Consider the following 24,910-nt stretch of genomic DNA (forward strand, 5'->3'; position numbering starts at 1 on the left):
GGCGTACCCGGTCGGTGCTGGTCCGGCCCTCCGCGCCCCCGGTTGACTCGAGGCAGTCACGGTGCGCGCCGACGCGTGCCGTCGGGCTCGAGCGAAGAGGCGCGGATGAGGGCAGTGGTGGTGCACGCGTGGGCACGGTCCGCCGCAGGGGCGGTGGTGCACGCGGACGGCGGGGTCGAGTGGCGCAACGCCCGGCCCGTCGCCGGTGAGGACGACCCGGCGGCGGTGACCGCGGCGCTCGCCCTGGCGGGTGCCGACGGCGAGGTGGTGGGCCTGACGCTGGGTGACGCCGATCCGAGCTGGTCGCTGGCCCGCGGTGCGGCGCGCGCGGTCCGCGTGACCGACGCCCCGATCGCCGACGACGAGGGCACGACGGCCGCCGTGATCGCCGCCGCGGTCCGGTCGGTGGCCGACGTCGACGTCGTCGTGGTCGGCGACAGCGAGGAGCACGCCGGTGTCGCGGCGGCCGTCGGCGCCGCCCTGGGCTGGCCCGTGGTGACGGGCATCGTCTCCGCCGCGCCGTCCGGCGCCGGCATCGAGGCCGTCCGGCCGTCCGGTGACGTGCAGGAGACCTTGCTGGTCCCGTGCCCGGCGGTGCTCGGCGTCGTCGCCGAGGGGGCCGAGGCACGCACGCCCGGGATGAAGGAGCAGCTGGCCGCGCGCAAGCGGCCCGTGCTCACCACCACGCTCGCCGAGCTCGGTGCGCCCGGGCTCGCGGCGCCGTCGACCGTGCAGGTGCGCGGCACCCGGCTGCCGGACCAGGCCACGACCAGGGTGTTCGAGGGCGACGCCGACGAGACGGCGCGGCAGCTGGTCGCCGCACTGCGGGCCGAGGGGGTCCTGTGATGACCGTCGACACGTGGTTGCTGGCTGCGGCCGGCACGCACCTGGACGGCGCCGTCGCCGCCGCCCGGACGCTGGGCGGACGGGTCACCGTGGTGGCCGTCGGACCGCGCACGCTGGCGGAAGCGGCCGCGGCGGCCGCGCCGGACGAGGTCCGCTGGGTGGAGACGCCGGACGGCGAGCCGGCGGAGGCGTGGGCCGCCGCCGTCGGTGCCGAGGTGGGGGCCGCGGCACCACGCGTGGTGCTGTCCCCCACCGATCCGGCCTCCCGGGCGTTGCTCGCCGCGGCGGCCGTCCCGCTCGGCGCCGCCCTGGTCAGCCGCGTGCTCGCGCTGCGCGCGGAGGACGACGCGCTCGTCGTCGACCGCGTCTCGCTCGGTGGCGCCGTGGTGGAGACGCTGGCCGTGTCCGGGCCGCTCGCGGCGGTGCTGGACGACAGCGACGACGCCGCCCCGGCAGCACCACCGGCCCCGGTGACGGCCTGGACACCCGCCGCCGCCCCGGCCGCCGTGCAGGTGAAGCGGGAGCCGGCCCCCGGAGCCGCCGCGGGCGTGCGGGACGCGGCCCGGGTGGTCTCCGTCGGTCGCGGGCTGCGGTCCAAGGACGACCTGGCCGTCGTCGAGCCGCTGCTGGCGGCCCTCGGCGCCGAGCTCGGGTGCTCGATGCCGGTCGCGGACGACCTGGGCTGGGTGCCCAAGGAGCGGTACGTCGGACGGTCCGGGCAGCACATCGCGCCGCGGCTGTACCTGGCGCTCGGCATCTCCGGGATGCCGCAGCACATGGAGGGCGTCCGCGACGCGAAGGTCGTCGCCGCGGTGAACAGCGACCCGGCGGCGCCGATCTTCCGCACCGCGGACTACGGCGTGGTCGGCGACCTCTACGAGGTGGTGCCCGCCCTGGTGCGGGCCCTGGGTGCTCCTCCCGCGTGACGCGGCTCGTCACATCGCAGGTCCCCAGAAGATCTGGAGAGAAGAGGGTCGAGATGTCAGAGCAGTTCGACGTCGAGTACGACGTGGTGGTCGTCGGTGGCGGCGGCTCGGGGCTGTCGGCAGCGGTGCAGGCGGCGCAGGACGGGCTGACGGTCGCGGTGCTGGAGAAGATGCCGCAGCTGGGCGGCAGCTCGGCCTTTGCCGAGGGGCACGCGGCGTTCGAGTCCGACGAGCAGGCCAAGCGCGGCATCCACGTCTCCAAGGACGAGGCGTTCCGCGCCTACCTGGACTACAGCCACTGGCGCGCCGACGCGGCGATCGTCTCCCGGTTCGTCGAGAACGCCGCCACCACCATCGTCAAGATGCGCGAGCTGGGGGCGGTGTACGAGGAGGTCATCGTCACCGCGGAGGACCAGCCCGGTGAGCTGGTGACGTGGCACATCCCGCGCGGTGAGGTGGCGCACGTGCTCGAGCTGATGGAGGCCCGCGCCCGCGAGCTCGGCGTGGAGATCTACCTGCAGACCGCCGCGAACAAGATCCTGATGGCGGACGGCCGCGTGGCCGGCATCGTCGTCACGGACGCCGACGGCGAGCAGGTGCGCATCGGCGCCAAGGCCGTGATCGTCGGCACCGGCGGGTACGCGAAGAACCCCGAGATGATCAACCGCTTCTCCACCTGGGACTGCGGCGACCAGATGATCAACGTCGGCGGCGAGGGCAACACCGGCGACGGCCTGAGCATGATGTTCGAGGTCGGCGCGGTGCCGTGGTCGTCGATCGGCACCATGCTGCTGTTCCCGTTCATGCGCGGGAAGACGGTCACGTCGCACACCAACACCGCGGGCTTCCAGCCGTACCTCTGGGTGAACCGCGAGGGCCGCCGCTGCACCAACGAGATCTGCGGCCTGAACTTCGGCAACGCCGGTGACGTGGTCGCAGGCCTGCCCGGCAGCATGTTCTGGACCATCATCGACACCGCCCAGGTGAACCACCTGGTCACCGACGGGTGCGAGGTGGGCCTGGGTGTCTACGTCCGCACGGGCGAGAAGCTGGTCAACCTGCCCGCCGAGCTCGAGGCCGACGTGGCCGCCGGCACGGTGTTCAAGGCCGACACGCTCGCCGAGCTCGCACCGCAGCTGGGCGTCGACCCGGAGGTGCTCACCACCGAGGTCGCGGCGTACAACCGGGCCTGCGCCGAGGGCAAGGACACCAAGTTCCACAAGGAGAAGTACCTGATCCCGGTGCAGGAGGGCCCGTTCTACGCCATCAAGATGGAGCCCGGGATCATGGTCACGATGGGCGGCATCAAGATCAACGAGAACATGCAGGTGATCGGCGAGGACGGCCAGCCCATCGAGGGCCTGTACTCGGTCGGCTGCGACGCCGGCGGCCTGTTCGGCGACTCGTACATCCTCACCGTCCCCGGCTCGGCGAACGGCTTCGCGCTGACGTCCGGCTGGCTCGCGGCCGACCACGCCGCGGAGACGATCAAGAAGCTCGTCACCGCCTGAGACGGCGGGGTGGGGCCGGTCTCGTCTTCCCCGAGCGGGCCGGCCCCGCCCCGCGCATCCCCCGTGCCCGACGAGCGAGGAGATCGACGATGGACGAGGACGCCGCCGACGTCCTGGTGGTGGGTGCCGGGATCGCCGGCTGCGTGGCCGCCTACCGGCTGGCGCAGGCCGGCCGGTCGGTGGTGCTGCTGGAGCGCGGTGCCGAGCCGGGCTCGAAGAACCTGTCCGGCGGGGTGCTGTACTGCCGGGTGCTGGAGCAGGTGTTCCCCGGGTTCGCCGACCAGGCGCCCGTGGAACGGCGGATCACCCGCAACACCCTGATGTTCCTCAACCCGACCTCCTCGGTCAGCGTCGACTACCGCGACCAGCGGCTGGCGGAGCCGGTGAACGCCGTGACGGTGCTGCGTGCGCGGCTCGACGCGTGGCTGGCCCGGCAGTGCGAGGACGCCGGCGTGATGGTGCTGCCCGGGGTCTGGGTGGACGGCCTGCTGCGCGACGGCGAGCAGGTGGTCGGCGTGCGGGCCGGTGACGACGAGCTGCGCGCGCGCATCGTCATCGCGGCGGACGGGGTGAACTCGTTCGTCGCCCGGTCGGCCGGCATCCGCGGCCCGGAACCGGCGAAGCACCTGGCCGTCGGCGTGAAGTCGGTGGTCGGGCTGCCGCGCGCGGTGATCGACGAGCGGTTCGGGGTCGGCGGTGACGAGGGCGCGGCGTACGCCGTGGTCGGCGACTGCACGCAGGGGGTCGCCGGCGGCGGGTTCCTGTACACCAACGCCGAGTCCCTGTCCGTCGGCGTGGTGCTGCGGCTGGACGACCTGGTGGCCTCCGGCCTGCAGACGTCGGCGATCCACGACGCGTTCCTGGCGCACCCGTCCATCGCCCCGCTGCTGGAGGGCGGTGAGCTGCTGGAGTACGGCTGCCACCTGACCATCGAGGACGGGCCGGCGATGGCCGCGCACGACCTGAGCCGGCCGGGGCTGATGATCGTCGGCGACGCCGCCGGCTTCACACTGAACACCGGCATGACGGTGCGCGGCATGGACCTGGCCGCCGGGTCCGCGATCGCGGCCGCCGCGGCGGCGGACCGGGCGCTGGCGGCCGACGACGTTTCGCGGGCGGCGATGGACGGGTACCTCACCGAGCTCTCCCGCTCGTTCGTCGGGGCCGACCTGGCCACCTATGCCAAGGCACCGGCGTTCCTGGACAGCGCGCTGCTGTACGAGAAGGTCGGGCCGATGCTCGCCGACGTGATGCACGGGGTGTTCGACCTGGACACGAGCCCGCGCCGGCACCTGCGGACCACGGCACGGCGTGCGGTCCGCACGTCCGGCGTTCCGCTGCGGAAGCTGGCGGGCCTGGGTGTCGCCGCGATGAGGGGGTTGTGATGCAGCTCGGCACGGTCCCGGAGCGGCTCGCCCGCAACCGGTACGACCTCGACGAGGGCACGCCGCACATCGAGGTGCACCAGGACGTGGTGCGCCGCACCGGTGCCGCGCCGCTGCTGGTGCGGATCTGCCCGGCGCACGTGTACACCGAGGAGCCGGACGGCACCGTCGGGTTCACCGCGGCGGCGTGCCTGGAGTGCGGGACGTGCCTGGCCGTCGCGCCCGACGGTGCGCTGACCTGGCACTACCCGCGAGGCGGGTTCGGGGTCGCGTACCGGCAGGGCTGACGCGCCGCAGCACGGCGCCCCGGGCCCCGGACGGGCCGCGCGTATCGCCGACGTATCGGCATCCGCATACGACCGGGCAACACGCTGCCGCCTTGACTGCCGGTCATGAGTCACCGGCACCCCGCGCTCGCCCTGGTCGACCACCCCGCACCGGCCGCGTCGCCACCGACACCTCCCGCCGCCACCGGCGTCACCGTCTACGGCTGCACGCCGGACGAGGCCGCCCTGGTCCGGGAGCTCGCGCCCGCGCTCGGCGTACGCCCGACCCTCACTCCGGAGCCCCTCTCCGAGGCGAACGTCGCGCTGGCGCACGGCAACCGGTGCGTCAGCATCGACCACCGGGCACCGGTGGCCAGCCGGACCCTCGTGGCGCTGCGCCGGGCCGGGGTGGAGCACCTGTCCACCCGCAGCATCGGGCTTGACCACGTCGACGTGGCGCGCGCCCGCAGCATCGGCCTGAACGTGCAGAACGTCACGTACGCACCGGACGGCGTCGCCGACTACACGCTGATGCTGATCCTCATGCTGGTGCGGGACGCCCGGCGCATCGTCCGACGGGTCGACGCGCAGGACTACCGGATCGTCGGCGGCCGGCACCGCGAGCTGCGGGACCTGACCGTCGGCGTGGTGGGCACCGGCCGCATCGGCACCGCGGTGGTCGACCGGTTGCGGGCCTTCGGGTGCCACGTGCTCGCCTTCGACCGGCGTCCGACGCCCGGCGTGCCCAGCGTGCGGCTGGACCAGCTGCTGCGCGCCAGCGACGTCGTCACGCTGCACACCTCCCTGACCGCGGACACCCACCACCTGCTCGACCGCGAGCGCCTGGCGCTGCTGAAGCCGGGTGCCCTGCTGGTCAACACCGGTCGCGGTGCGCTGGTCGACACCGCGGCGCTGGTCGACGCGCTCGAGTCGGGCCGGCTCGGCGGCGCCGCGCTGGACGTGCTCGAGGGCGAGGAGCGCCTGTTCTACGCCGACCACCGGGCGGACCCGGGCGGCGGCGACCCCCTGCACCGGCTGGCCGGGCTGCCGAACGTGCTGGTCAGCCCGCACACGGCCTACTACACGGACCGGGCGCTGCGCGCGACGGTCGAGCAGAGCCTGCTCGGCTGCGTGCAGGCCGAGACGGGGGTGCGGCGTGCCTAGGTTGCGGATCGGCATCCTGTTCGGCGGGATGTCCGAGGAGCACGACGTCTCCGTCCGGTCGGCGCGCGAGGTGGCCGCCGCGTTGGACACCGAGCGGTACGAGCCGGTGTGGGTCGGCATCACGCGGGGCGGCACGTGGCGGCTGTGCGCCGGGCCGGACGGCGACTGGGACCAGCGCCCGGCAAGTCCTGCGGTGCTGGTGCCGGACCGCGGCGTGCGGGGCCTGCTGGTGCTGGAGGGCGGCCGGTACCGGACGGTGCGCCTGGACGTGGTGCTGCCCGTGCTGCACGGGAGGTTCGGCGAGGACGGGTCCGTGCAGGGGCTGCTCGAGCTGTCGGGCGTGCCGTACGTCGGTTGCGACGTGGCCGGCTCGGCGCTGTGCATGGACAAGTCGCTCGCGTACGTCGTCGCGCGGGCCGCGGGCGTGGCGACGCCGGACGTCCGCACGGTCGGGCCGGACGACGACGTCGACGCGGAGGCTCTGCCGTACCCCGTCTTCGTCAAGCCGGCCCGCTCCGGCTCGTCGTTCGGCGTGAGCAAGGTCTCGCAGCCGTCGGAGCTGGCCGCCGCCGTGGCGACGGCCCGGCAGTACGACCCGAAGGTGCTGGTCGAGGCGGCGGTGATCGGTCAGGAGGTCGGCTGCGCGGTGCTCGGCACCGGTACGGACCTGGTGGTGGGCGAGGTGGACCGGATCGCGCTGTCGCACGGCTTCTTCCGCATCCACCAGGAGGACCGACCGGAGGCGGGGTCGGAGAACTCGACGCCGATCGTCCCGGCCGACATCCCGGACGAGTCGCGGGACCTGGTCCGACGGACCGCGACGACCGTGTACCGGGCCCTCGGCTGCACGGGACTGGCCCGCGTCGACCTGTTCCTCACCCCGGCCGGCACCGTCGTGCTCAACGAGGTCAACACGCTGCCGGGCCTCACGTCGTACAGCCGCTACCCCCGGATGATGGCGGCGGCCGGCCTGCCGCTCGCCGACGTGCTCGACCGGTTGGTAGACCAGGCCCTGGGGGCCGGTGCCCGATGAGGGACGACTTCGTCTTCGTCGACGAGGCGGTGCCGGGCATCCGGTGGGACGCCAAGTACGCCACCTGGGACAACTTCACCGGCCGGCCCGTCGACGGCTACCTGGCCAACCGCGTCGTCGGCACCCGCGCGCTGTGCGCGGCGCTCGCGGATGCGAAGGCCGGTGCCGCGGCGCTCGGCTTCGGGCTGCTGCTGTGGGACGGCTACCGCCCCCGCCGGGCGGTCGACTGCTTCGTCCGGTGGTCGCGCAGCCCCGAGGACGGCCGCACCAAACGACGGCACTACCCCAACCTCGAGCGGCACCAGATCCTCGAGCAGGGGTACGTCGCCGCCCGCTCGGGTCACAGCCGCGGGGCGACCGTCGACCTGACGCTGTACCAGCTGGCCACCGGCGAGCGCGCCGCGATGGGCGGCGACCACGACCTGATGGACCCGGTGTCCCACCACGGTGCGCCGGGCATCACGCCGGCCGAGGCGGAGAACCGGGAGTGCCTGTGCGCCGTGATGGAGGCCTGCGGGTTCGCGCGGAACCCCTGCGAGTGGTGGCACTACACCCTGCGGGACGAGCCGTACCCCGACACGTACTTCGACTTCCCGGTGGCCTGACGGCGCCCTGACGGAGCGCCTGGGACGGCTGGGCGGCTGGCGAGCGCTGACGGCGCCTCAGCCGGCAGGCGATGGTGCGGCCGGCAGCCGCACCTGCACGCGCAGGCCGCCCTCGGCCCGCGGCGTCAGGGTCAGCGTGCCGTCGTGCGCCCGCGCGATGCTGTCGACGATCGCCAGGCCCAGGCCGACCCCCGCCTGGTCGTCGTGCACCCGCTCGGTGCCCCGCTGGAACGGTTCGGTCAGGGTGGAGACGAGCTCGGGCGCGAGCCGCGGACCGGTGTTCTCCACCGTGAGCACCACCGAGCCGGCGCGGGCCGCCGTGCCGACCTCCACGGTGCCCCGTACGAGGCCCTGACCAGGCACGTTGTGCACGATCGCGTTGTGCAGCAGGTTGGTGACCAGCTGCAGCAGCAGGGCGTGCGAGCCGACCGTGACGGCGGCGTCGCCCGTCGTGGCGACGGTGACGCGCTGCTTCTCCGCCAGCGGCAGCAGCGTCTCGGCGGCCTCCTCGGCCAGCACCGACAGGTCGACGCGCTCGCGCGTGAACGACCGCTGGTTGGCCCGGCTGAGCACCAGCAGCGCCTCGGTCAGGTCGATCGCGCGCGCGTTGACCGTCGCCAGCCGCTCCAGCAGCCGGTCGGTGTCGCGGTCCGGGTCCTTGCGGCCCACGTCGAGGAGCGTGCGGGTGATCGCCAGCGGCGTGCGCAGCTCGTGGGAGGCGTTGGCGGCGAATCGGCGCTGCTCGGCGTCGTGCGCCTCGAGCCGCGCCAGCATCGTGTCGAACGCGTCGGCCAGCCCGTGCAGCTCGTCGTCCGAGCCGGGCAGCTGGATCCGGTGCGACAGGGAGCCGGCCGCCGCCAGCCGGGTCGCCTCGGTGATGCGGGTCAGCGGCGCGAGCATGCGCCCGGCCAGCAGCCAGCCGCCGACCAGGCCGAACACCAGCAGGAAGACGGCGGCCTCGGCCGCCCTCGGCGCGAACGCCCGCCACAGGTCGGACCGCCCGGGGATGAACAGGTTCGGCCCACCGATCCGGCCCGGCACCAGCTCCCGGGGGACGCTCACCGCGTCCGCCGGCACGTACCGGAGCAGGAACAGCAGGACCACGGCCAGCAGCAGCGCGCCGGCGATCATCAGGAAGCCGGCGTAGCTGAGCGTCAGCTTGAGCCGCACGCTCAGCCCGGGTCGCCTACCCACGCGCGTCGCCCGCCGGTGGTGCGTCGATGCGGTAGCCGACGCCCGGCACCGTCGCGATCACCCACGGCTCCCCCAGCCGCTTGCGCAGCGCCGAGACCGTGATCCGCACGGCGTTGGTGAACGGGTCGGCGTTCTCGTCCCAGGCCCGCTCCAGCAGCTCCTCGGCGCTCACCACACCACCGTCTGCCGCAAGCAGCACCTCGAGCACGGCGAACTGCTTGCGGGTCAGCGCCACGTAGCGGCCGTCCCGGTAGACCTCGCGCCGGAACGGGTCCAGCCGCAGGCCGGCGAGCTCCCGCACCGGAGGCCGCAGGTGGGCACGTCGGCGGTCGAGGGCCCGCAGCCGCAGCACCAGCTCCTGCAGCTCGAACGGCTTGGTCAGGTAGTCGTCGGCACCGAGCTCGAAACCGGTGACCTTGTCGTCCAGCCGGTCCGCCGCGGTCAGCATGAGGATCGGGGTTCCGCTGCCGGACGCGACGATGCTCGCGGCGACCTCGTCGCCGGACGGTCCCGGGATGTCCCGGTCGAGGACGGCGATGTCGTAGGAGTTGACGCTGAGCAGCTCCAGGGCGGTGTCGCCGTCGCCGGCGAGGTCCGCGGCGATCGCCTCGAGGCGCAGCCCGTCGCGGATCGCCTCGGCCATGTAGGGCTCGTCCTCGACGACCAGCACACGCACCCACCGGATGCTACGAGCCCGCACATATCGCCGGCGTATCGGCTGGCGCATACAGGGTGACAACGCGCCCGGCCCTGGACTGGCGGCATGGAACGAGTCCGAGCGGTGCGGGGAACGCGACCGGCGGTGCCGGGCACCCGGCCGGCGGTACGACGACCGCGGCGGCGCCGGGTCAGGCGGACGGTCGTCGGCGTGGCAGCCCTGGTGGTGGCGGGCGCTGCCGTGGTCGGCACGCTGGTGCACGACTCCGCCTCCGCGTCAGCCGTGCACGAGCCTGCATCGGCGTCCGCCGTCCACGACTCCCCCTCCCCGGCAGCCGTCCACGACTCGGCGTCAGCGTCGCCGACCCCCACCGGCGAGGCTGCCGCTCCGCGGGACGTGACGCAGGCCGACGGCCTGCTGCCGGCCGGCGCCACCCCGTCGGACACGCGCTACCCGGGCATCGCGAACCTGCGGCCGGACCTGCTCGCCGCCCTGCGCCGCGCGGCCGCGGACGCCGCCGCGGCCGGTGTGCGGCTCGACGTCACCAGCGGCTGGCGCTCCGCCACCTACCAGAACCGACTGCTGAGCGAAGCGGTCGCCACCTACGGCTCCCCGGCGGAGGCCGCCCGGTGGGTCGCCGGTCCGACGACGTCGTCGCACGTCTCCGGCAGCGCCGTCGACGTCGGCCCCTCCGCCGCCGCGTCGTGGCTGGCCCGGCACGGCGCCGCCTACGGGCTGTGCCAGACGTACCGCAACGAGCCCTGGCACTACGAGCTGCGCCCGGCGGCGGTCCGCACCGGGTGTCCCGCGATGTACGCCGACCCGACGCAGGACCCGCGCCTGCAGCAGTGAGCGGGGCCGGCGCGACGTCGCCCGTGCCGTCGTGCCTCAGCCGAGGGTGCGCGACGCGGTGGCGAGCATCTCCCCTGCGGCCGTCGGGTTGACCCGCACGATCATCATCGAGGCGAGCACCATCGCCGTGCAGGCCGTCGCCAGGTCCCGGGCCGCCGCGGCGTCGAGGTCGGGACGGTGGGCCGCCACCCCGGCGCCGATCGCGGCCCGCAGGTCGGCGTGGTACCGGGTCACGACGTGCTGGAGGTCGGCGTCGTGGCCCAGCGACGAGCCGGTCGCGTTCATCAGCAGGCAGCCGTTGGCGGCCAGCTCAGGCAGGCCGCCGAGCATGGCCTCGCGCAGGTCGCGCAGGTAGTCCCCCAGGGCCCCGGGGGCGACGTGGTCCGCCAGCAGGGGCGCCAGACGCGGACGGACCACCTCGTCCAGGTAGCGCTCCACCGCCGCGTCGAACAGCCCCCGCTTGCTGCCGAACGCGTGGTAGAGGCTCGAGCGGTTGAGGCCGGTGGCGTCCTCGAGCTCCGGCACGGCCGTCTCGGAGTACCCCTGCTCCCAGAAGGCACCGAGGGCCGAGCGGGTCACCGCGTCCTCGTCGAACGTGCGCGCGCGCCCCATGGCGTCCTCCCCGGCTGGCTTTTTCTGTACCGACTGTCGCAGTATATAGTGCAACGACCGGTTCAGAACGGGTCGCCCGGCCGCGAGGCCCCTCGGCCGGCCGGTACCGGACAAGGGAGAGCACCGCCATGCACGCCGTCATCCATCACACCTTCGGGGACCCCGCAGCCGTCCTCGCCGTCGAGACCGTCGCCACCCCGGAGCCCGGCCCCGGCGAAGTGCGGGTGCGCCTCCTGGCCTCCCCGATCCACAACCACGACCTGTGGACGGTGCGCGGCACCTACGGCTACAAGCCCGAGCTGCCCGCCCGCGCGGGCACCGAGGCTGTCGGCGTCGTCGACGCGCTCGGTGAGGGGGTCAGCCACCTCCAGGTCGGCCAGCGCGTCGCCACCGGTGGCACGTTCGGCGTCTGGGCCGAGCACTTCACGGCCCCGGCGGCTGGGCTGCTGCCCGTGCCGGACGGTCTGCCGGACGAGGTCGCCGCCCAGCTGGTCGCCATGCCGTTCAGCGCCATCAGCCTCATCGACTTCCTCGACCTGCACGAGGGTGACTGGATGGTGCAGAACGCCGCCAACGGCGCCGTCGGACGCCTCGTGGCCCAGCTCGGCGCCGCACGCGGCGTGCACGTGCTCGGCCTGGTGCGCCGGTCCGCCGCGGTCGACGAGCTGGCCTCCCAGGGCATCACCGACGTGGTGGCCACCGACGCACCCGACTGGCGGGAGCGGGCGGCGGCGACCATCGCCGGTGGGCGCGTCGTCGCCGGGGTCGACTCCGTGGGCGGCACGGCGGCCGGCGACGTGGCGTCGCTGCTGTCGGAGAACGCGACCCTGGCCGTCTTCGGTGCGATGTCCGACCCCACGCTGCAGATCCCGTCCGGCGACGTGATCTTCAAGCAGCTCGTCGTCAAGGGCTTCTGGGGCAGCAAGGTGAGCCGCGACATGGCCGGTGACAAGCGGGCCGCCCTCATGGGTGAGGTCGTGCGGCACGTCGTCAGCGGAGCACTCACGCTGCCCGTCTCGGCCACCTACCCGCTGGCCGAGGTCGCCGCGGCGGCCACTGCGAGCCTCGAGGCCGGCCGCATCGGCAAGGTCCTCCTGCGTCCGTGACGTCGGCACCGGCGGCGATGCGGTGAGGACGCTGCCATGCTCGTCGCGTGACCCGGACGTCGGCGCCCCTCGGTACGTCCTGCGCACCCGACCGGCTGACGGGGCGGCCGGAGCAGGCAGGACGGCGGGGGCGGCCGGGATGGCGGGGGCAGGCGGGACGGCAGGGGCAGGCACACGGCATCGCCGTGGCCGCATGACGGTCGACCTGTTCCGGGCGTCCCACCCGGGCCCCACCGTCGCGGTGTCCGCCCTGGCCGGCGTGCTGGTGGTGACCGCCGGCGCCGGCGTGCGCAGCGTGCTGATCGTCGCGGCCGTGCTCGCCGGCCAGCTGTCCGTCGGGTGGTCCAACGACTGGCTGGACGCCGTACGCGACACCACGGTGGGCCGGACCGACAAGCCTGTCGCCGCCGGGCGGCTGGCGGCCGGGACCGTGCGGGCCGCCGCGCTCAGCGCCGCCGCGGCCTGCGTCGTGCTCTCGCTGCTGCTCGGCTGGGCGGCCGGCGTGGTGCACCTGGCCGCGGTGGCGTCCGCGTGGTCGTACAACCTGCGGCTGAAGCGGACCGCCTGGTCGTGGGCCCCGTACGCCCTCTCGTTCGGCCTGCTGCCGCTCGCGCTCGCGCTGGCCCTTCCGGGCCGGCCGACGGCGGCGTGGTGGGCGGTGGGAGCCGGCGCGCTGCTCGGCACGGGCGCCCACGGGCTCAACGTGCTGCCGGACCTGCTCGACGATGCGGCGACGGGGGTGCGCGGCCTGCCGCACCGGCTCGGCGCCACCCCCACGGCGCTCGGGTCGTCCGCCGTGCTCCTGCTGGCGACGCTGCTGCTGGTGACCGCCCCGCCGGGCAGCGTCTCCACCGCCGACGTGGTGACGCTGGTGCTGGCGACCGTCGTGGTGGTTGCGGGTGCCGTCGTGCCGCTGCGGGATCCGCACAGCCGCCTGCCCTTCGTCGCCGCCATCGCCGTCGCCGCGATCGACGTGGTGCTGCTCGCCGGCTCGCCGTGGACGGTGCGCTGACCCGTCGACCGGCCGGCGGAACGCGGGGGATGTCCCCCGTACCGGCTCGGCGGCGGGCACCCTGCCCTGCGCCACCCGGGACCGGAACGCTGGGACCATGACGAGCATGAGCGTGCCGGCGTCCGCCACCCCTGACGCCGCCCGGCCGCGCGAGCAGCGCGCGGGACCGAACTTCCTCACCGCACCGTTCCACCCCCGGACCTGGCGCGAGCACGGCTACCTGTGGCTGGTGCTGCTGCTCGCGCCGTTCGCCTTCGCCTACGCGGTGCTGGTGCCGTCGCTGGCGGCCGGGCTGGTGGTGACCGTCGTCGGGCTCGGCCTGGTCGGCGCGCTGGTGCTCGCCGCACGCGGCTGGGGCGCGATGTACCGGGGGCTGGCGCGGACGCTGCTCGACCAGGAGGTCGCGGAGCCGCACCGGTTCGTCCGGCCGCGGGGCTTCTGGCGCAGCATCTGGGCGATGCTCGGGGACCTGGACGGCTGGCGGGCGCTGCTGTTCATGCTGGTCGCGTTCCCCGTCGCGATCGCCGGCTGGGTCTCGAGCATCACGTTCCTGGGCTGGGCGGCCGCCGGGCTGACCTACTGGGTGTGGTACCAGTTCCTCCCCCAGCAGCAGGCGTCCGACGGCACGTGGCACCGCGGCGCCCAGTTCGGTACCGACTGGTACGCCGACACGACGAGCCGGCTGGTTCTGGTCGCGGCCGGCGGGTTGCTGCTGCTCCTGGTGTGGCCGTGGGTGCAGCACCTGTTCGCCCTGCTGTTCCGGCTGCTGACGCAGGCTCTGCTGGGTCCGTCCCGCACCAGCGAGCGCGTGGCGGAGCTGCGGGCGTCGCGGGCGGCGTCGGTCGAGGACGCGGACGCCCGGCTGCGGCGCATCGAGCGGGACCTGCACGACGGCACGCAGGCCCGCCTGGTCGCCGTCGCGATGCAGCTCGGCGAGGCGCGCGACCAGCTCAGCTCGGGTGACGCGACCCTCGCGGCCGAGCTGCTGCAGACCGCCCACACCTCCACCAAGGAGGCCCTGACCGAGCTGCGCGAGATCGCTCGAGGCATCCACCCGCCGGCCCTGGACAGCGGCCTGTCGGTGGCGCTGGAGACGCTCGCCGCCCGGTCGCCGATGCCGGTGCAGCTGCGCGTCGACCCGGCGGTGGCCGGTGGTGCACCGCTGACGCCGGCAACCGAGTCGATCGCCTACTACACGGTCGCCGAGCTGCTGACCAACGCCGCCAAGCACTCCGCGGCGCACGTGGTGCGGGTGGACGTGGACCGGGATGCCGACCGCCTGCGGCTGCGCGTGCACGACGACGGTGACGGCGGCGCCGTGGTGGTGCCGGCGGACGGCACCGGCCTGCGCACCGGCCTCGCCGGGCTGGTCGAGCGGGTGCACGCCGTCGACGGCACGTTCGACCTCTCCAGCCCGGTGGGCGGCCCTACGGTGGTCACCGTGACCTTGCCGGCCGGTCCGCAGCGGTGACGCCCACCGACGGCCCGGTGACCACCCGGCCGCTGCGCGTGGTGCTCGCGGAGGACTCCGTGATCCTGCGCGACGGCCTGGTGGCCCTGCTCGCCCGGCGGGGGCACCAGGTGCTCGCCGCCCTCGGCGACGGCGAGACGCTGGTGCGCGAGGTCGACGCCCTGATCGCCACCGGGACGCCGCCGGACGTCGTCGTGGCCGACATCCGCATGCCCCCGAACCACACCGACGAGGGCCTGCGCGCGGCTCTGGCTCTGCGCGCCGCCCATCCGGAGCTCGGCGTGCTCCTGTTCTCGCAGTACGTGGAGACGAGGTACGCCTCGCGGCTGCTCGCCGGGGACGCCCGCGGCGTCGGCTACCTGCTGAAGGACCGCGTGGCCGACGTCGGCGACTTCGTCGACGCGCTGCGCCGCGTCGCGGACGGGCAGACCGTGCTCGACCCCGAGGTGGTCAGCCAGCTGCTCAGCTCCTCGACGGCGCGGGACGACGGCGTCGGACGGCTCACGGCGCGCGAGCGCGAGGTGCTCGAGCTGATGGCGCAGGGCCGCTCCAACGGTGCCATCGCCGAGCAGCTGTTCCTGTCCTACGGCGCCGTGGAGAAGAACGTCGCGGCGATCTTCACCAAGCTCGGCCTCGAGCCCGACGCGGCCGACCACCGGCGCGTGCTGGCGGTGCTGCGGTACCTCGGCGTCTGACCGCTGCGCACGCCCTCAGCAGCCGGGTGGGCGCGAGGCCTCGAGCCCCGCGCCCACCCGGTTCTGCTCACCTGCACGGGACCGGGGGTCGGTCCCGCCGTCCTCAGCCGCGGTGCGGCGCCCGCGTCGTCCAGAGCACCTGGCGCAGGTCCTGGTACTGCGGCTTGGGCTGCAGGTTGTCGTCGAACAGCAGCGCCGCACCCTCACCGGCGAACACCCCGGGGATCCACGAGTTGGAGTCCGCGACGCCCCACACCGTGTAGGAGATGCAGCTGCGCACCGCGAGGCACGCCTGCAGCGTCTGCTTCCAGTAGGACTCCTGCGTGGCCTGCAGCGCAGGAGTCAGCGGGACGTCGGTGTACGACCCCGGCTTGGCCGGGTCCGGCTGGACGAAGGTGCGGACGTCCACCTCGGTCAGCGCGACCTTGAGGCCCAGCGCGGCGAACCGCTGCAGGTTGTTCTGCAGGTCCGGGAACCCGTACTGGGTGTCGAGGTGGCCCTGGAAGCCCACGCCCGCGATCGGCACACCGGCCGCCTGCAGCTGCTGCACGAAGCCGTACACCGCGTTGCTCTTCGCCCCGATGAACTCGAGGTTGTAGTCGTTGTAGAACAGCAGCGCGTGCGGATCGGCCTGGTGCGCCCACCGGAAGGCGTCGGCGATGTAGTCGAGCCCGTTCATGCCGAGCGCCTGGTAGGCCTTGTAGAAGACGTCCTGGCGGGGCGTGCCGTCGTCGTTGAACGCCTCGTTCACCACGTCCCACTGCCAGATGTGGCCGCGGAAGTGGCTGACCTCGTCGACCACGTGCTTGCGCAGCAGGTCGCGCACCTGCTGCGGCGTGAACGTGGTGGTGGTGCCGTCGGTCGACAGCCAGGACGGCAGCTGGTTGTGCCACACCAGCGTGTGGCCGCGCACCAGCTGGTGGTTCTCCTGTGCGGCGGCGACGAGGCGGTCCGCGGCCGCCCAGTCGTACGTGCCCTGGGTCGGCTCGACCAGCTGCCACTTCATGACGTTCTCGGGGGTGACCGTGCTGAACTGCTGGTCGACGATGCGGGTGTAGGCCGCGTCGGACCCGTACAGGTCCATGTTGACGGCCGTGCCGACCTTCAGCCCGGACCGCATGGCGAGGATGCGCAGGCTGGGCTGGGTGCTCAGCACGCTGTGGGCGGAACGGTCGGGGGCGTCGGTGCCACGGACGTCCGATGCGGTCGCGGCGGCGGGCGTCGCGGCGAGGGCGACCGCCGCGAGGGCGGCCGCGAGCAGGGGTTGACGGATGCGCACTGCGTGCTCCTTTGCAGCAGAGGGCTGCGCCCCAGGACATGACGCAGGGGACGCCGCCGGCGTTTCGATAACGTTTTACATCCGGATGTGCCTCGACAGTAGGTGCGGTCCCGACGCCGGTCAACCGGAACGACCAGGCGAGTCATGAGCATCGTGACAGCGCTGTTCGGCGGGTCCGGGGGCGCCGGACGACCACAGGCGTTGTGACCTCAGGCGATGCCCGACAACCCTGCCCCGGCGAGCCACCGCTGCACTCCCCGGGCCGCGACCGCACCGGTGCTGAAGCACCCCTGCAGCAGGTAGCCGCCCGTCGGCGCCTCCCAGTCGAGCATCTCGCCGGCGACGAAGGTGCCCGGCAGCCGGTGCAGCATGAGCTGCTCGTCCACCTCCGACCACGCCACGCCGCCCGCGGTGGAGATCGCCCGGTCGATCGGCATGGTGCCCGTCACCACCACCGGCACGGCCTTGACCAGGGCGGCCGTCACCGCCGGGTCCGTCGGGAGCCCGCCGCCGGCCTCCCACAGCAGCGCCGTGGACACGGCGTCGAGCCCGATGCTGCGGCGCAGCCAGGACGGTGCCGAGTCCTTGGCCCGGCGGCGGGACAGCCGCTGCTCGAGCTCGGTGACCGTCAGGTCGGGCCGCAGGTCGACGTGCAGCACGCACCGCCCGTCGGCGTCCAGCGCCTCGCGGATCGGCACCCCGACGGCATACACCGGTCCACCCTCGAGCCCGGCGGCGGTGACCATCGCGTCCCCCGTTGCCGTGCCCGTCCGCCCGGCCACCGTCAGCGCCACGTGCTTGAGCGGCACGCCGGCGAATCGGTCGGCGAACACGGGCGACCACCCCACCCGCACGCCGACGTTCGCCGGCCGGAGCGCCCGGACCTGCACGCCGCGTCCGGCGAGCAGCGGAACCCAGCCGCCGTCCGAGCCGAGCCGGGGCCACGACGCACCGCCGAGCGCGAGCACGGTGGCATCGGCCCGAACCTCCGTCGGCACGCCGCCGGCGTCGACGAAGCTCAGGTCGCCGTCCCGCGTCCAGCCCGTCCACCGCTCCCGCGTCCGGACCTGCACCCCGAGCCCCGCGAGCCGCGCGAGCCAGGCGCGGACCAGCGGGACGGCCCGGAACGACGCGGGGAACACCCGCCCGCTCGACCCGACGAACGTCGGCTCGCCCAGGTCGGCGCACCACCGGCGGAGCGCGTCGGGGCCGAAGTCCGCCAGCATCGGGTCGAGGCGGTCCGCCGACGGGCCGTACCGGGTGCGGAACCGGTCGAGCGGCTCCGAATGGGTGATGTTGAGGCCTCCGTGGCCCGCCATCAGCAGCTTGCGCGCCACCGACGGCATGCGGTCGTGCACCGTGACGTCGACCCCGGCGGCCGCCAGCCGCTCGGCCGCCATCAGCCCGGCGGGTCCCCCGCCCACGACGTGGACGACCGTCACCGGCGGGGCCAGCGCGGCACGAACCGCGGCGTCCGGGCCGCGTACTCCGGGTACGCCGCGAACCGCCGGGCCAGGCGGACCTCCTCCCACCGGGCCTTCACGGTGAGCAGGACGACGAGGCCCGCGAACGCGAGCGCACGCCGGCCGCTGCCGGTGGCGACGACGTACGAGCCCGAGGCGAGCAGCAGCCCGGTGTAGATCGGGTGCCGCACCACCCGGTACAGGCCCCCGGTGCGCAGCTGCGCGTGCTCGTTGGGGATGGGCACGGCGGTCAGGCCGCGGCCGAGCGCCGTGCCGCCGAGCAGCATGACGACGACGCCCGCGAGCACCCCGAGCAGCCCCAGCAGCCGCAGCCAGGCCGGCACCGGCCAGCCCCAGCCGCCCGGCAGGAACGCGATCAGCGCCAGGAGGAGGAACTGCGCCGCGACCAGCAGCCGGGCCGTGCGCACCTCATCGGCGGAGAAGGTGTCGCCCTCGCCGGGCGGACCGCTGGTCGTCACCGGCTCATGATGCCGGAGCGCCGCGGGTCAGTGGTCCGCGACCGCGTCCTCCAGCCACAGGGCGCGGCGCGGGCACGCCCGCACGGCGCGCCGCGCCTGTCGGGTCGCGGCACCGGGCTCGAGCTGCCCGGCCAGCACCGGGTAGCCCCAGCGGTCCAGCGTGACGCTCCGGTCGGCGAGCTGCGCGCACAGGCCGACGCCGGCGCAAGCCACCGGGTCGACGCGCAGCCGCAGGGCGGTCGTGGCGGCGCGGCTCACCGGCGCACCCCCGGCACCGGGACGTCCGCCCGGGACGAGCCGTCGGTGCAGGGCCCGCCGGCGAGGTGCGCCGCCACGTCCGCCTCGAAGGTCGCGACGGCGGAGGCGACCAGCCGCGTCGCACCGTCCGGGTGGTGGCAGGCGCCGCGGCCCTCCACCGCCCAGGCGTCGTCGAGCACCGCTCCGACGCCGCCGCCACGCCCGTCGGCGAGCGCCCGGAAGGAGTCGGCGAGCGCCGGCAGACCCAGTCGGCACGGGCCGCACTGACGGGCGCTCATCGAGGCGAGGTAGTCGACCAGGTCCGCCGTCGCGCGCAGCCCGCACCGGCCCGGGGCCAAGGGCATCACCACTCCGGCGCCGAGCGTCAGCCCCTCGGCGCGCAGCGCGCGCTCGTCCAGCGGCAGGTGCGCCAGCCGCTCCCAGGGCGCCCACAGGCCTCCGTACCCGCCGAGCAGCACCGCCTCGGGTGCGGACGGCCAGCCGAGACCGCCGAGCAGCTGTCCGAACGTGGTGGACTGCTCCACCTCGACCACCACCCGCTCGGTGCCGAGCACCGAGAGCAGCCGAGTCGTGGACGGGGCGTGACCGCGGGCCAGCAGGGCCAGCCGCGCCAGGGTCTCGACGTTGTGCACCAGCGTCCGGGGTGCCCGGGGGTCGCGGGGTCGGCGGCGGACGGTCGGCAGCGCGGAGCCGCCCTGCACGGCACCGGCGATCGCGCTCGACTCACCGGCGAGGTAGTGCACCGGACCCATCAGCACGTCGACGCGGTGCCGCGCATCGCTCCACCGCCGCTCGTCGAGGGCGGCCAGGACGGCCCGACGCCCGCCGTCGTCGTCACCGTGCAGCCACACGACGGCGCGCTGGGCGCCCAGGGCCTCCGCGGTGAGCATCAGGCCGTCGAGCACCAGGTGCGGACGCTGGCGCAGCAGGGTGCCGTCCTTGCCGGCCACCGGTTCGCTCTCCGCGCCGTTGGCCACGACGGTCAGCGGTCCGACCCCGGCCGCGAGCGCCCGCCACCGCAGAGCGGCGGGCACGTGGGCGCCACCGTGCCCCGTCAGGCCCGTGCGCTCGAGCAGGTCGACGAGCCCGGGGTCGCCGAGCGGCCGGGGGCCCAGCCGGTCGAGGTGCACCGCCAGGGGTTCCGCCGCGACGGGGTGCACCGGGTCGGCAGGGCCGGAGGTGCGCAGCCGCACGTCCCGCAGCAGCAGGCGGTGCGCCCCGTCGGCGGGGGCCCCGACGGTGCCGCCCGGCAGCATCGGGAACGTCGTCAGGCCGCTCATCGCCACGGTCCGCGTCCCACCACGGGGATCTGGCGCGTCGGAGCCGTGTCCCGCGCCGGCTCGTCCCGCGGACCCGCCTCGGGCAGCACGCCGCCGCGCCGGGCGGAGGTGTCCCCCGGCGCCCCGGCAGGCCGCGGCGCCGGCACCCGCTGCAGGTCCCGCGCGAGCTCGCCGACCTCGTCCGCCGGCGTCCGGGCGGCGTAGCGGGTCACCGCGAGCGCGACGACGGCGCACCCCGTGCCGACGTAGAAGCCGCGCAGGGCGACGACGTCGGAGCCGGCCAGCACGCTGTGCGCCCAGACGAGCACGAGCAGCGCCGCCGCGACCTTGTGCACCGGCCACCACAGCCGCCCGACCCGGCCGGCGAACCGGGCGGTCAGGCCCGTGACCAGGCCGGCCCACGCCGCGATCACGCCGAGGCTGACGGGCACCGGTCGGTACCGCGCCGCCATCGGCAGCAGCGCGCCGACCCAGCCGACCTTCGCCCACGGGTCCGTGGCCAGCACCACCACGTGCAGCACGGTGAAGGCCAGGGTGAACGTGGCGATGCTCGCGTGCAGCGCCAGGCGCGTCCGGGCGGAGGGCCGGCGCAGGTGCCGGGCCCAGGGGTGGGCCAGCAGGATCCCGGTGCTCACCAGCAGGAGCAGGAGCATGTAGGACGTCAACCCGGCGGCGCGGCCGAGCACCCAGTGCGCGGTGCGGCCGCCGGCCGCGTCGAGCACCAGCCGACCGACCGCGACCAGGCTCACCGCCGTGGCCACCACCAGGGCGGCGGTGGCGACGCGCAGCAGCGCGGTGCCGGGCTCCGGCGGCCGGTTCACGCGGCGCGCCAGACGACGTAGGGCTCCATGGCCACCGACACCCGGACCTCCCCGGTGTCCGTCACCCAGGCGGCTGCGAGCTCCCGCACGTGCGCCTGCGCCTCCACCTCGACGGCGCCGGCGAGGAACAGCGTCTTGCTCCAGACCTCGGCCCACACCGGGTCGCGGTGCACAACCGTGACCGCCGCCAGGCCGGGGCCGCCCGGCCGGCCGGTACGGGGGTCGACCAGGTGGTGCACCGGCGTGCCGTCCGGCGCCGACCAGCGCCGGCGGCGGATCGAGGACGTCGCGCACGCCCGGTCGGACAGCGAGAGCACCAGCACCGGGTCCGCCCCGCCGTGCGGGTCCTCGACGCCGACCTTCCAGCCGTCGCCCTCCGGCCCGTCGCCGCCGAGCCACTCGTCGCCGCCGGCGTCCACCAGCACGGCGCTGCCGGCACCCGCGAGCGCGCGTGCGGCGCGCCGCACGGCGAACCCCTTGCCGATCCCGCCGAGGTCGATCGGGGAGCCGTCCAGGTGCACGAGCCGACGGTCGGCGCCGTCCTCTCCCGGGAGCACCGCCACCCGCCACTGGGCCGCGGTGCCGGACGTCGGGCTGATCGGCGGGACGGTGGCCGGAACGGCCGTGCCGGCCAGGCCGGTCGCCGGCTCGATCGGGGGAAGCGCCGACGGCACGGTCGTGGACGCCGCCGTCGTCGACCACTCCGGGCGACCGTCCCGCACCCCGGCGCCGGGCGCGCCGACCAGCTGGTCGAACGTGCGGTCGTAGCCCCATGCCACCAGCCGGTCGAGCACCCGCGGGTCGAACAGGCCGCCGGTCGCACGGTGCGCGCGCTCGGCCTCCTCGAGCGCCTCCGCGAGCACCCCGGGCACCAGGTGCCACGACGAGGGCTGCGCGTTGAGCCGGGACAGGGCCGACGTCGCCTCGAACCGCGTCAGGTGCGTGGCGACGGACCGGATCGCGGCGCAGGCCGCCTCGACCGCCCGCGACGCGTCCGGACCGGGGTCGACCACGCGCACCTCCACGTCGCTGGCCATCGACCGGAACGCCGCGCTCAGCTGGTGCGACCCGGCGGTCACCGTCATCAGGACGCCTTGGTGGTGGTGTGCACCGGCGGTGCGGCGACCGGCGCGGGGGCCGGGGCGGCGGGCCGCACCGGTGCCACCGGCCGCGCCGGCGCCTTGGTGGGCGCGGGGGCGGGGGCCGCGGCAGCTGCGGTGCGTGCGGCGGCCTGCTGGTCGAGGGTCGCCTGGAGCGCCACGATGCGCGCACGTGCGTCCTGGATCGCCGCGAGGGCAGCCGTGACCTGCGGGTCCACGGTCGCGGACGCCACGGGCGCCGGCGGCGAGGTCGGCACGGCGGCCGGCTCGTGGGAGGCCGCCCACGCGACGCCGCCGCCGAACCCACCCACGCCGAGCGGTACCAGGCCCAGGGCGGCCAGCCGCCGGGCCTGCCGGGCGCGGTCAGTCATCGGACCCGGAGCCCTCGTGCTCGGGCGCCTCGTGGTCGCCGCTCTCCGCCGGCTCGTGCGTCACGGTCGGGGCGTGCTCGGGCGCCTCGACGACGGCGGGCGCAGGCGCGGGCGCCTCCTCGGTCGGCGCGGGCGCCGTCGTGGCGACCGCCGGGGTCGGCGCCGGCAGCGCCGCCACCGCGGACTGCAGCCCGGCCAGCTGGTCCTGCAGGTCGTGCGCCTCCTGCGTGAGCGCCACCACCTGGGGGTCGGCGCTCGGCTGTGCCACGGCGGACGGGGCCGCCTGCGGCGACCCGGTGGCGGCGTAGGCCGCGGTGAGCACACCGGCGCCGACGAGCGCGACGCCCGCCGTGCCGGCGAGAGCGGTGCGAGCGGTCCAGCGCACGAGGGTCCTCCTTCGTCCGACGGCCCCGGTGGCCTCGTCGAGGAGCAGCGTCGGCGCCGCGCGGTGAGGTGCGCGGCAACCGGCGGCTAAGACTCGGTTAACTCCGCCGGGAGGATCAGGGCGAACCGGGCACCTCGCCCGTCGAGGCCCGGTCCGACCTCCAGCCGCCCGCCCGCGCGCTCGGCGGTGCGCCGCGCGACGTCGACCCCGAGACCCGTGGACCCCGTCCCCGAGCGCCCACGCTGCGTGAGGGCGCCGTCGGCCAGGCCCGGACCGGCGTCGGCCACGGCGACGACGACGACGCCGGGCCCGCGGTGCACCGTCAGCGCCAGCGCGGTCCCGGCGGGCGTGTGCCGCAGCACGTTGTCCACCAGCACGTCGAGCGCGGCGCCGAGCTCGCCCGGGTCCACCCCGACCGTGCTCGGGCCGGGCGGCAGGTCGACCGTCAGAGGACGCCCCTGGTGGACCGCCAGCACCCGCCAGAACGTCGCCCTGCCTTGGACCACCTCCGCGGCGTCGCAGGTCGCGGGGACACGCGGGTCGTGCGTGCGCGCCGCGTGGATGACGGTGTCCACCGCCGCGACCAGACCGTCGACGTGCGTGCCCACCCGTGCCCGCTCGGCGGGGTCGGCGAGCAGGTCGACGTCCAGGCGGAGCGCGGTGATGGGCGTGCGCAACCGGTGCGAGAGGTCGGCGACCAGCTCCCGCTCGTCGGCGAGGAGACCGGCGACGCGGTCGCCCAGTCCGTTGAGCACCGCACCCACCGACTGGATCTCGGCGGGCCCGCTGGGTACCACCCGGGCGGCCAGGTCCCCGGAGCCGAGACGCTCGGCGACGTCCGCCAGGTCCCGCACCGAGCGCGACAGCCGCGCGGCGATCCGGTCGCCGGCGAAGGCCGTGACGGCCAGCAGCGCCAGGCCGACCAGCGCGAGCACGCTCCAGGCGCGCAGCACGCCTGCGGTGAGCAGGGCGTCCGGCACGAAGGTGCGCACCACCGCGGTCCCGGCCGATCCGCCGACCGGCAGCAGCACCTCGACGCCGCCGTCGGTGCGGGCGGTCAGCGCGCGGCCGAGCCCGGCGAGGTCGACGGCCGCGCTCCGGGACGCCGGCGCACCGGCGACGCTGCCGTCGGGCAGGAACACGCTGGTGCGCCGGGCGCCCGCGTTGACCGCGAGCAGGGTCGCCTGCAGGCGGGCCGGGTCCTGCGCGACCACCCCCGCGAACATCGCGACCTGCTGCGCGTCCTGACGCGCGCCGGCCAGCGCTCGCTCGGCGGCGAGCGAGCGCGCCAGCAGCCCGAGCGGCACCAGGAAGGCGACCAGCATGACGGACGTCATCGCCAGGCCGTACCGCACCAGGAGGCCTCTCACGACGGCGGCACCAGCTTGACGCCCACCCCGCGCACCCGGTGCAGGTACACCGGCTCCTCCGCGGTCTCCCCGAGCTTGCGCCGCAGCCAGTGCAGGTGGACGTCCACGGTCTTGTCCGCCCCGCCGTAGGGCTGGTTCCACACCTTGGCCAGGAGCTCGCGCTTGGCCACCACCTCGCCGCTGCGCTCGGCGAGGTACGCGAGCAGGTCGAACTCCTTGGGGCTCAGCTCGAGCGGGGTGCCGTCGAGGGTCGCCGTCCGGGCGCGCACGTCGACCGCCAGCCCGCCCACCACCAGCGGACCCGCCGGACGGCCGTGGTCCGACCGGCGCAGCACGGCCCGGATGCGCGCCTCGAGCTGGTCCGCGGCGAACGGCTTGACGAGGTAGTCGTCGGCGCCGGCGTCGAGCACGGACACGATCCCGGCTCCGTCGTCCCGCGCGCTGATCACGATCACCGGGACGTCGGAGACCGCCCGGATCATCGCCAGCAGGGCGGCACCGTCCAGGTCCGGCAGGCCCAGGTCCAGCAGCACCACGTCCGGCGGGTGGTCCACCAGGCTCTGCAGGCCCTCCAGGGCGTTCGGCGCGGTCATCGTCGAGTGCGCGCGCGCCGACAGGGACCGCACCAGTGCCGTCCGGATCGTCGCGTCGTCCTCGATGATGAGCACGTCCGCCACACCCCGGAACCTAGGCCATCGGCGGCCGGGCACCGCCGCCCGACGCCGCCGCTGCGCGGATCTTGCGCCCTCCTTAACGTTCCCTTGGCCC

At 75.3% G+C, this 24,910-nt stretch carries 27 protein-coding genes; 13 read left to right on the top strand and 14 right to left on the bottom strand.

The features are described from left to right. Positions 1 to 105 precede the first annotated feature (105 nt). The 8 genes from N0B34_RS01470 to vanX all read left to right on the top strand — a co-directional run bounded on the left by N0B34_RS01470 (position 106) and on the right by vanX (position 7,736). Positions 106 to 846, top strand: a complete 741-nt coding sequence (locus N0B34_RS01470) for a hypothetical protein (RefSeq protein WP_263729425.1) — start codon at positions 106 to 108, stop codon at positions 844 to 846. After that, on the top strand, positions 846 to 1,772 hold the full coding sequence (locus tag N0B34_RS01475) for an electron transfer flavoprotein subunit alpha/FixB family protein (protein WP_263729426.1): 927 nt from the start codon (positions 846 to 848) through the stop codon (positions 1,770 to 1,772). The genes N0B34_RS01470 and N0B34_RS01475 overlap by 1 nt, the downstream gene beginning before the upstream one ends. 53 nt (positions 1,773 to 1,825) lie before the next feature. After that, complete coding sequence (locus N0B34_RS01480; protein ID WP_263729427.1) at positions 1,826 to 3,283, top strand: FAD-dependent oxidoreductase; 1,458 nt, start codon at positions 1,826 to 1,828, stop codon at positions 3,281 to 3,283. 89 nt (positions 3,284 to 3,372) lie between these two features. Next, the gene (locus N0B34_RS01485) at positions 3,373 to 4,668 is read left to right on the top strand and encodes an FAD-dependent oxidoreductase (protein ID WP_263729428.1); all 1,296 of its coding nucleotides are present in this window, start codon (positions 3,373 to 3,375) and stop codon (positions 4,666 to 4,668) included. Further along, complete coding sequence (locus tag N0B34_RS01490; RefSeq protein WP_263729429.1) at positions 4,668 to 4,955, top strand: ferredoxin family protein; 288 nt, start codon at positions 4,668 to 4,670, stop codon at positions 4,953 to 4,955. Before N0B34_RS01485 ends, N0B34_RS01490 begins: the two co-directional genes overlap by 1 nt. Positions 4,956 to 5,060: 105 nt before the next feature. Further along, positions 5,061 to 6,098, top strand: coding sequence for an NAD(P)-dependent oxidoreductase (locus tag N0B34_RS01495; protein WP_263729431.1), 1,038 nt, complete (start codon positions 5,061 to 5,063; stop codon positions 6,096 to 6,098). Beyond that, positions 6,091 to 7,131, top strand: a complete 1,041-nt coding sequence (gene vanA, locus N0B34_RS01500) for a D-alanine--(R)-lactate ligase (RefSeq protein ID WP_263729432.1) — start codon at positions 6,091 to 6,093, stop codon at positions 7,129 to 7,131. Before N0B34_RS01495 ends, vanA begins: the two co-directional genes overlap by 8 nt. Continuing rightward, the gene (gene vanX, locus N0B34_RS01505) at positions 7,128 to 7,736 is read left to right on the top strand and encodes a D-Ala-D-Ala dipeptidase VanX (protein ID WP_263729434.1); all 609 of its coding nucleotides are present in this window, start codon (positions 7,128 to 7,130) and stop codon (positions 7,734 to 7,736) included. The genes vanA and vanX overlap by 4 nt, the downstream gene beginning before the upstream one ends. 57 nt (positions 7,737 to 7,793) lie before the next feature. Here vanX and N0B34_RS01510 read toward each other — a convergent pair whose 3' ends face one another. Both N0B34_RS01510 and N0B34_RS01515 read right to left on the bottom strand, forming a co-directional pair. After that, entirely contained in the window at positions 7,794 to 8,930 is a 1,137-nt protein-coding gene (locus tag N0B34_RS01510; protein WP_263729435.1) for a sensor histidine kinase, read from the bottom strand. Beyond that, complete coding sequence (locus N0B34_RS01515; protein WP_263729436.1) at positions 8,923 to 9,606, bottom strand: response regulator transcription factor; 684 nt, start codon at positions 9,604 to 9,606, stop codon at positions 8,923 to 8,925. Before N0B34_RS01515 ends, N0B34_RS01510 begins: the two co-directional genes overlap by 8 nt. 192 nt (positions 9,607 to 9,798) lie before the next feature. Here N0B34_RS01515 and N0B34_RS01520 point away from each other — a divergent pair, with 192 nt between their 5' ends. Next, positions 9,799 to 10,440: a D-alanyl-D-alanine carboxypeptidase family protein gene (locus tag N0B34_RS01520; RefSeq protein WP_263729438.1), complete on the top strand. Its 642-nt coding sequence runs from the start codon at positions 9,799 to 9,801 to the stop codon at positions 10,438 to 10,440. 36 nt (positions 10,441 to 10,476) lie between these two features. Here the strand turns inward: N0B34_RS01520 and N0B34_RS01525 are convergent, their stop codons facing one another. Then, a complete protein-coding gene (locus N0B34_RS01525; protein ID WP_263729439.1) occupies positions 10,477 to 11,052 on the bottom strand; it encodes a TetR/AcrR family transcriptional regulator in 576 nt (191 codons plus the stop codon). Positions 11,053 to 11,180: 128 nt separating this feature from the next. Here N0B34_RS01525 and N0B34_RS01530 point away from each other — a divergent pair, with 128 nt between their 5' ends. The 4 genes from N0B34_RS01530 to N0B34_RS01545 all read left to right on the top strand — a co-directional run bounded on the left by N0B34_RS01530 (position 11,181) and on the right by N0B34_RS01545 (position 15,336). After that, the gene (locus N0B34_RS01530; protein ID WP_263729440.1) at positions 11,181 to 12,158 is read left to right on the top strand and encodes a zinc-binding dehydrogenase; all 978 of its coding nucleotides are present in this window, start codon (positions 11,181 to 11,183) and stop codon (positions 12,156 to 12,158) included. Positions 12,159 to 12,351: 193 nt separating this feature from the next. Beyond that, positions 12,352 to 13,170 carry a UbiA family prenyltransferase gene (locus tag N0B34_RS01535; protein WP_263729441.1) on the top strand — a complete coding sequence of 273 codons (819 nt, stop codon included), beginning with the start codon at positions 12,352 to 12,354 and terminating at the stop codon, positions 13,168 to 13,170. A gap of 97 nt (positions 13,171 to 13,267) precedes the next feature. Beyond that, positions 13,268 to 14,641 carry a sensor histidine kinase gene (locus N0B34_RS01540; protein ID WP_263729442.1) on the top strand — a complete coding sequence of 458 codons (1,374 nt, stop codon included), beginning with the start codon at positions 13,268 to 13,270 and terminating at the stop codon, positions 14,639 to 14,641. A 32-nt stretch (positions 14,642 to 14,673) separates the two neighbouring features. Then, the gene (locus tag N0B34_RS01545; RefSeq protein ID WP_263729874.1) at positions 14,674 to 15,336 is read left to right on the top strand and encodes a response regulator transcription factor; all 663 of its coding nucleotides are present in this window, start codon (positions 14,674 to 14,676) and stop codon (positions 15,334 to 15,336) included. A gap of 103 nt (positions 15,337 to 15,439) precedes the next feature. On the opposite strand, the gene N0B34_RS01550 is transcribed toward N0B34_RS01545, so the two are convergent. The 11 genes from N0B34_RS01550 to N0B34_RS01600 all read right to left on the bottom strand — a co-directional run bounded on the left by N0B34_RS01550 (position 15,440) and on the right by N0B34_RS01600 (position 24,819). Beyond that, positions 15,440 to 16,615, bottom strand: a complete 1,176-nt coding sequence (locus N0B34_RS01550) for an endo-1,4-beta-xylanase (RefSeq protein ID WP_263729443.1) — start codon at positions 16,613 to 16,615, stop codon at positions 15,440 to 15,442. A 209-nt stretch (positions 16,616 to 16,824) separates the two neighbouring features. Next, on the bottom strand, positions 16,825 to 18,057 hold the full coding sequence (locus N0B34_RS01555) for an NAD(P)/FAD-dependent oxidoreductase (protein ID WP_263729444.1): 1,233 nt from the start codon (positions 18,055 to 18,057) through the stop codon (positions 16,825 to 16,827). Continuing rightward, entirely contained in the window at positions 18,054 to 18,557 is a 504-nt protein-coding gene (locus N0B34_RS01560; protein WP_263729445.1) for a methyltransferase family protein, read from the bottom strand. The genes N0B34_RS01555 and N0B34_RS01560 overlap by 4 nt, the downstream gene beginning before the upstream one ends. A 27-nt stretch (positions 18,558 to 18,584) precedes the next feature. Beyond that, positions 18,585 to 18,815 carry a ferredoxin gene (locus N0B34_RS01565; protein WP_263729446.1) on the bottom strand — a complete coding sequence of 77 codons (231 nt, stop codon included), beginning with the start codon at positions 18,813 to 18,815 and terminating at the stop codon, positions 18,585 to 18,587. Beyond that, positions 18,812 to 20,095, bottom strand: a complete 1,284-nt coding sequence (locus N0B34_RS01570) for an NADH-ubiquinone oxidoreductase-F iron-sulfur binding region domain-containing protein (RefSeq protein WP_263729447.1) — start codon at positions 20,093 to 20,095, stop codon at positions 18,812 to 18,814. The genes N0B34_RS01565 and N0B34_RS01570 overlap by 4 nt, the downstream gene beginning before the upstream one ends. Further along, positions 20,092 to 20,916 (bottom strand): ferric reductase-like transmembrane domain-containing protein, encoded by an 825-nt coding sequence (locus tag N0B34_RS01575; protein ID WP_263729448.1) that lies wholly within the window; start codon positions 20,914 to 20,916, stop codon positions 20,092 to 20,094. The genes N0B34_RS01570 and N0B34_RS01575 overlap by 4 nt, the downstream gene beginning before the upstream one ends. Next, on the bottom strand, positions 20,913 to 22,001 hold the full coding sequence (locus N0B34_RS01580) for an FAD:protein FMN transferase (protein ID WP_263729449.1): 1,089 nt from the start codon (positions 21,999 to 22,001) through the stop codon (positions 20,913 to 20,915). Before N0B34_RS01580 ends, N0B34_RS01575 begins: the two co-directional genes overlap by 4 nt. After that, positions 22,001 to 22,387: a hypothetical protein gene (locus tag N0B34_RS01585; protein ID WP_263729450.1), complete on the bottom strand. Its 387-nt coding sequence runs from the start codon at positions 22,385 to 22,387 to the stop codon at positions 22,001 to 22,003. The genes N0B34_RS01580 and N0B34_RS01585 overlap by 1 nt, the downstream gene beginning before the upstream one ends. Continuing rightward, positions 22,380 to 22,772, bottom strand: coding sequence for a hypothetical protein (locus N0B34_RS01590; protein WP_263729451.1), 393 nt, complete (start codon positions 22,770 to 22,772; stop codon positions 22,380 to 22,382). Before N0B34_RS01590 ends, N0B34_RS01585 begins: the two co-directional genes overlap by 8 nt. 86 nt (positions 22,773 to 22,858) lie before the next feature. Further along, positions 22,859 to 24,142 carry a sensor histidine kinase gene (locus N0B34_RS01595; RefSeq protein ID WP_263729452.1) on the bottom strand — a complete coding sequence of 428 codons (1,284 nt, stop codon included), beginning with the start codon at positions 24,140 to 24,142 and terminating at the stop codon, positions 22,859 to 22,861. Continuing rightward, positions 24,139 to 24,819, bottom strand: a complete 681-nt coding sequence (locus N0B34_RS01600; RefSeq protein ID WP_263729453.1) for a response regulator transcription factor — start codon at positions 24,817 to 24,819, stop codon at positions 24,139 to 24,141. The genes N0B34_RS01595 and N0B34_RS01600 overlap by 4 nt, the downstream gene beginning before the upstream one ends. Between the last annotated feature and the right edge of the window lie 91 nt (positions 24,820 to 24,910).

The organism is Cellulomonas sp. SG140, from assembly GCF_025770785.1.
In the GTDB taxonomy this organism is placed as follows: Bacteria; Actinomycetota; Actinomycetes; order Actinomycetales; family Cellulomonadaceae; genus Cellulomonas.